This window comes from Alteromonas sp. AMM-1, assembly GCF_047290655.1.
GTDB classification, from domain to species: domain Bacteria; phylum Pseudomonadota; class Gammaproteobacteria; order Enterobacterales; family Alteromonadaceae; genus Alteromonas; species Alteromonas mangrovi.
Window position 1 is genome coordinate 1 of the sequence record NZ_JBLBUE010000223.1, and the last position, 4771, is coordinate 4771.

7 protein-coding genes are annotated in these 4771 nt (G+C 47.3%); 2 read left to right on the plus strand and 5 right to left on the minus strand.

The genetic code is table 11. The annotated features are described in order from the left end of the window. A partial coding sequence (locus ACLR2L_RS18965) for an efflux RND transporter periplasmic adaptor subunit (RefSeq protein WP_413370432.1) occupies window positions 1-803 on the plus strand: 803 nt, incomplete at its 5' end. Next, on the plus strand, window positions 803-2059 hold the full coding sequence (locus ACLR2L_RS18970; protein WP_140955870.1) for an ABC transporter permease: 1257 nt from the start codon (window positions 803-805) through the stop codon (window positions 2057-2059). The genes ACLR2L_RS18965 and ACLR2L_RS18970, both read left to right, overlap by 1 nt. A gap of 101 nt (window positions 2060-2160) precedes the next feature. Here the strand turns inward: ACLR2L_RS18970 and ACLR2L_RS18975 are convergent, their stop codons facing one another. The 5 genes from ACLR2L_RS18975 to rpsP all read right to left on the minus strand — a co-directional run. Beyond that, window positions 2161-2676 carry a maltose acetyltransferase domain-containing protein gene (locus tag ACLR2L_RS18975; RefSeq protein WP_413370434.1) on the minus strand — a complete coding sequence of 172 codons (516 nt, stop codon included), beginning with the start codon at window positions 2674-2676 and terminating at the stop codon, window positions 2161-2163. A 228-nt stretch (window positions 2677-2904) separates the two neighbouring features. Next, on the minus strand, window positions 2905-3264 hold the full coding sequence (gene rplS / locus ACLR2L_RS18980; RefSeq protein WP_140956436.1) for a 50S ribosomal protein L19: 360 nt from the start codon (window positions 3262-3264) through the stop codon (window positions 2905-2907). Between the two features lie 19 nt (window positions 3265-3283). After that, window positions 3284-4045 carry a tRNA (guanosine(37)-N1)-methyltransferase TrmD gene (gene trmD / locus ACLR2L_RS18985; protein ID WP_413370436.1) on the minus strand — a complete coding sequence of 254 codons (762 nt, stop codon included), beginning with the start codon at window positions 4043-4045 and terminating at the stop codon, window positions 3284-3286. After that, entirely contained in the window at window positions 4046-4567 is a 522-nt protein-coding gene (gene rimM / locus ACLR2L_RS18990; protein WP_413370438.1) for a ribosome maturation factor RimM, read from the minus strand. It lies immediately after the preceding gene. Window positions 4568-4588: 21 nt separating this feature from the next. Continuing rightward, window positions 4589-4771: 30S ribosomal protein S16 (gene rpsP / locus ACLR2L_RS18995; RefSeq protein WP_413370440.1), on the minus strand; the 183-nt coding region annotated here is incomplete at its 5' end.

Below are 4771 nucleotides of genomic sequence, written 5' to 3' on the forward strand. Positions count from 1 at the left end.
AAGAGTTTGCCTTTGCTGATGAGTTTAGTATTGATGATTTACGGGTGTATTCTCAGCTTGAGATCATCGAAAACATGCAAAACAAAGAATACCTGGGCGCTAAGGATGAATATCTGGACTGGAAAAAAGACAGCGTTGTAGAGCAAAACACCAGTGCAATTGATGTAATTGCCATTCGAAAACAGGGCAGCCAGGCTAAATATGACCAGTTAAAACTGGCTATGGACACCCTGGAAATTCGAGCGCCTTACGATGGTATGCTGGTGTATGAAGCCAATTGGCGAGGCGAGAAGCCAGCAATAGGTGAAACAGTATTCCCCGGACGCCCGATTGCCAAAATACCCGATATGTCAGCCATGCAGGCTAAAGGCTATGTGCTAGATAAAGAAGCCATTGATTTAGCCCCCGGACAAACCGTTTCCATTACACTGGATGCTTATCCCGATCAGCTGTTTACCGGTAAAGTGAAAGAAGTGTCAGGTTTTTCCCGCACAATTTCGCGTAACAATCCCACTAAGTATTTTGAAGTAACAGTGAGTATTGACGACCAAACCTCTGATTTACTCACTCCTGGCAGAAAGCTACACGCCAGTATTCAGGTGAGTCAGAACGAATCACGCCTGACACTGCCTACCCAAGCAATTTACAGTGAACAGGGTGTTAACTTTGTATTTAAGCAAACGGGAAGCGAATTCATTAAGCAACGAATAGAAATTGGTCAGAAGAACCTGTTTATGGTGGAAGTTACCGAAGGACTGGCAAGCGGCGATGTTATTGCACTGGCCTACAAGGAGTTATTGTAATGGCGGGTTCGTTGAATGCCTCAACACTGAAGTTACTGATTGGCGATGCCCTGAACGAATTACTGTCTCAGAAACTGCGGACGTTTTTAACGTTGTTAGGGATGATATTTGGTGTCGGCGCAGTAATTGCCATGCTGAATATCGGCAAAGGGGCCGAGCGCGAAGCGCTCAAAATGATTGGTGCCATGGGCCTGCAAAATCTGATAGTTGAAGCGCACAGTTACAACAAGGACGAATTACAGGAAATACGCGAAGAGTCTCTTGGCCTGACATATTCAGATGTTCTGGCTGCGCTGCACACCCTGCCCTTTATCACCGACTACAGTGCTGAAAAGCAAATCAAATTGTTCGCCCTTTACAGCGATTACGCTAAAGCAGATGCAACAGCCGTAGGCGTAACCGCCAGCTATTTTACCCTAGCCAGTATGCAGCCTGGCAAAGGCCGGTTACTCTCAGAAGAAGATGAAAAACGCGTTGCCCAGGTCGCGGTGCTGGGTTCAGATGTTGCACGAACCCTGTTTGCCGACAACAACCCAATTGGTCAGTACGTTAAAGTGAATCACCTGTGGTTTGAAGTGGTTGGCGTGTTAGCCACTCCCGATTTTAACAAAGATGCCTTTCAGGGCGTGAAGTTAGGCGGTGACCGCAATCAGGTGTTTGTACCACTGGCCACCAGTCAAATGAAACTCAGCGCTGATCCGCTGGCGAATGAACTGGACGTAGTGAAATTACAGGTTGAAGAGAACTACTCTACCGTACTGGCAGCAAAGGCTGTTAGCCAGCTACTTAGCCAACGCCATGCCGGTGTAGAAGACTACCAACTTATCATTCCGGTACAGCTGTTGGCACAACAAGAAAACACCCAGCGCATATTTAACATTGTGATGGCCTGTGTTGCCGGTATCTCTCTCTTGGTTGGCGGAATCGGGATCATGAATATCATGCTGGCCAATGTGTTGGAACGCACCCGGGAAATAGGCTTACTTCGCGCGGTAGGCGCAACTCAACGTGATATTAAATTGCAATTTATTACCGAAAGCTTTGTTATTTCTGTTGTAGGCGGATTACTAGGAATCGTATTCGGTCTGGTGCTGTCGGAGATCATTGGTTTTTACTCAGAATGGGCGGTAAGCTGGTCGCTCACGGCTATTGTGCTTTCGGTGTCAATTTGCTTGTTAGTCGGTGTGGGCTTCGGCGTATTTCCAGCAATCAAGGCATCGAAACTCAATCCAATCGATGCACTGCATACCGATTAGGCAGTAATGCTAACTTATCTCGGAATGGCCTGTTTTCATCCCTGTTGGCAAATTGATGTTGATTAAACAATTAACCAGCGCGCATTGACCCATCATAATGGTCAAATTGCAAATGTGGAGGCCGTAACAACGGTTTCAGGCAGTACCTGTGTATCATCCGGAATTGTCGCACCGGGCAGCACACTGCAACGCGCCCCCAGTGTTACATTATTGCCTATATGGATAGCGTGGGCCTGTTGCCAGCCCGCCTTGCGTTTTTGCTCTTCAATAGGATGGGTAACCGTGGCAATGACCACGCCATCTTCAATTACCACGCCTGCGCCAAGCGTGACTGTGTTGTGATCAAGGATCACCACGTTGTTTTTAATAATGAGTGGTCCGTTGCACACAATATTCACGCCGAAATCGCACGCAAACCGCTCACCTATTTCAACGTTAACTGCATGGGGAAGTAATTGCTGAATGGCATCTTTGCGGACTTGTTTGTTGTGATTGGGTTGATTGATCAGCCAGCAAAGCTGCGCAGCCCGCTCTCTCAGCGTCAGTAATGCCGGTGAATGCGCTAAATACCAGTCGCCATTTTGCATGACCCGCCAAACGTCGCTTGAGGTTATCACTTCTGCTTCATTTTATTGTTGAACATGGTACAGCATCATAATCGATGCCTTGGCCTAATGCATGGACAAATGTGATGTTTATACCAATTCGCATAGAAGCCTGCCAGTATTGCTGAGTGAGCAAACTTCTATGCGAATTGGTATTAAATACATTTTCTTTCCGGCACAAAAAAGCCCGCAACAAGTGCGGGCTTTTCGAAGTTAACAGTAACGCAAGGATTAGTAATCTTAGTTAAGCTTTTCTTTGATACGTGCAGATTTACCTGAACGCTCACGAAGATAGTAAAGCTTGGCGCGACGAACTGCACCGCGACGTTTCACTTCAATAGAAGATACCGCCGGGCTGTGTGTTTGGAACACACGCTCTACGCCTTCGCCATTTGAAATTTTACGTACTGTAAAAGACGAGTGAAGACCACGGTTACGCTTAGCGATAACAACACCTTCGTATGCCTGAAGACGCTCTTTGTCACCTTCAGTTACACGAACTTTAACAATCACTGTGTCACCTGGGCCGAACGCAGGAACATCAGATTTAAGCTGTGCTTGCTCAATTTTTTTGATGATATCTTGACTGACTTTGCTCATCATATCCTCTCAATCCTAGTTAACTGTCATCTTGCTGCAACGACGCCTGAAATGCTTCTAGCAAGCGTTGCTGCTCCTCAGTCAGAGCTAGGTCGTTTAATAACTCAGGGCGACGCAACCAGGTTCTACCCAGTGCTTGTTGCAATCGCCACTGTCTGATTTTTTCGTGATCACCGCTCAACAATACCGGCGGAACCGCTTTCCCATCCAATACTTCAGGTCGCGTATAGTGCGGGCAATCCAACAAACCATGGGTAAATGAGTCTTCAATTGCTGAGTCGCTGTGACCCAGTACCCCGGGTACTAACCGGGCAATTGCATCCATCATTACCATGGCTGGCAGTTCGCCACCACTTAGCACGTAATCACCAATCGACCATTCTTCGTCAACATGGCTTTCAATTACACGCTCATCGACACCTTCGTACCGACCACACAACAAAATAAGTTTGTCGTGCGAAGCCAGTGTTTTCACACCCGCCTGGTCAAGTGGTTTGCCCTGCGGAGACAGGTAAATCACTTTACTGTTTTCACCACCCGCCTGTTTGGCTGCGGTGATAGCGTCTGTAAGTGGCTTCACCATCATCAGCATTCCGGGACCACCGCCATAAGGGCGATCATCTACCGTACGATGACGATCGTGCGTGAAATCACGTGGGTTAAAATGCTCAATGGTCAGTTGTCCGTTTTTAACAGCCCGGCCTATTACACCTTGTTGGGTAAAAGGACCAAACATGTCTGGAAACAAACTGATTACACCAAACCACTTTGCCGCGGTCACTTAGAACCCCGGTTCCCAGTCTACTGTGATAACCCGTTCCACTTTATTTACCGTTTGCACCACAGAATCGAGCACAAACGGCACTAATCTTTCTTTTTGACCAAAAGCGTCGTTACCTTTTGCACGAATGCGTAACACATCGTTAGCGCCGGTATTAAACACTTCAGTAACCGTACCCAGTTCGTAACCTTGCGTTGTTACTACCTGCATACCGGTTAGCTCCCGCCAGTAAAATTCGCCTTCGTCCAATTCTGGCAATTGCTCGGCATCAATAGCGATGTCCAGGTTTTTGATGCGCTCGGCATCATCCCGGGTATCAACCCCATCTAGCTTTGCAACCAAGGCTTTACCATGCAGTCGCCACTGGTCAACCTGGTATTCTTTTCCGTCAGCCAGTAACCACGGGCTGTAGTCAAAAATACCATCTGGTACATCGGTATAGCTGTTGATCTTGACCCAACCTTTCACACCATACGATGCACCGATTTTGCCAATAACCACTTTGTCAGACGCGAGACTCATCTATACCACCAGTTATGCAGCTTATGCCGCAGATTTTTTAGCTTCTTTTACCAGAGAAGTAACACGCTCAGACAAGCTCGCGCCTACGCCAACCCAGTATTCAACACGCTCAAGATCTAAACGCAGACGTTCTGCCTGACCTTGTGCAGTTGGGTTGAAGAAACCAACGTTTTCAATGAAACGACCGTTTCTTGCACGACGGCT

Coding starts and splice junctions, on each gene's coding strand:
- ACLR2L_RS18970 (WP_140955870.1), top strand. CDS start 803: ATGGCGGGTTCGTTGAATGCCTCAACACTGAAGTTACTGATTGGCGAT.
- rplS (WP_140956436.1), bottom strand. CDS start 3,264: ATGAGCAAAGTCAGTCAAGATATCATCAAAAAAATTGAGCAAGCACAG.
- rimM (WP_413370438.1), bottom strand. CDS start 4,567: ATGAGTCTCGCGTCTGACAAAGTGGTTATTGGCAAAATCGGTGCATCG.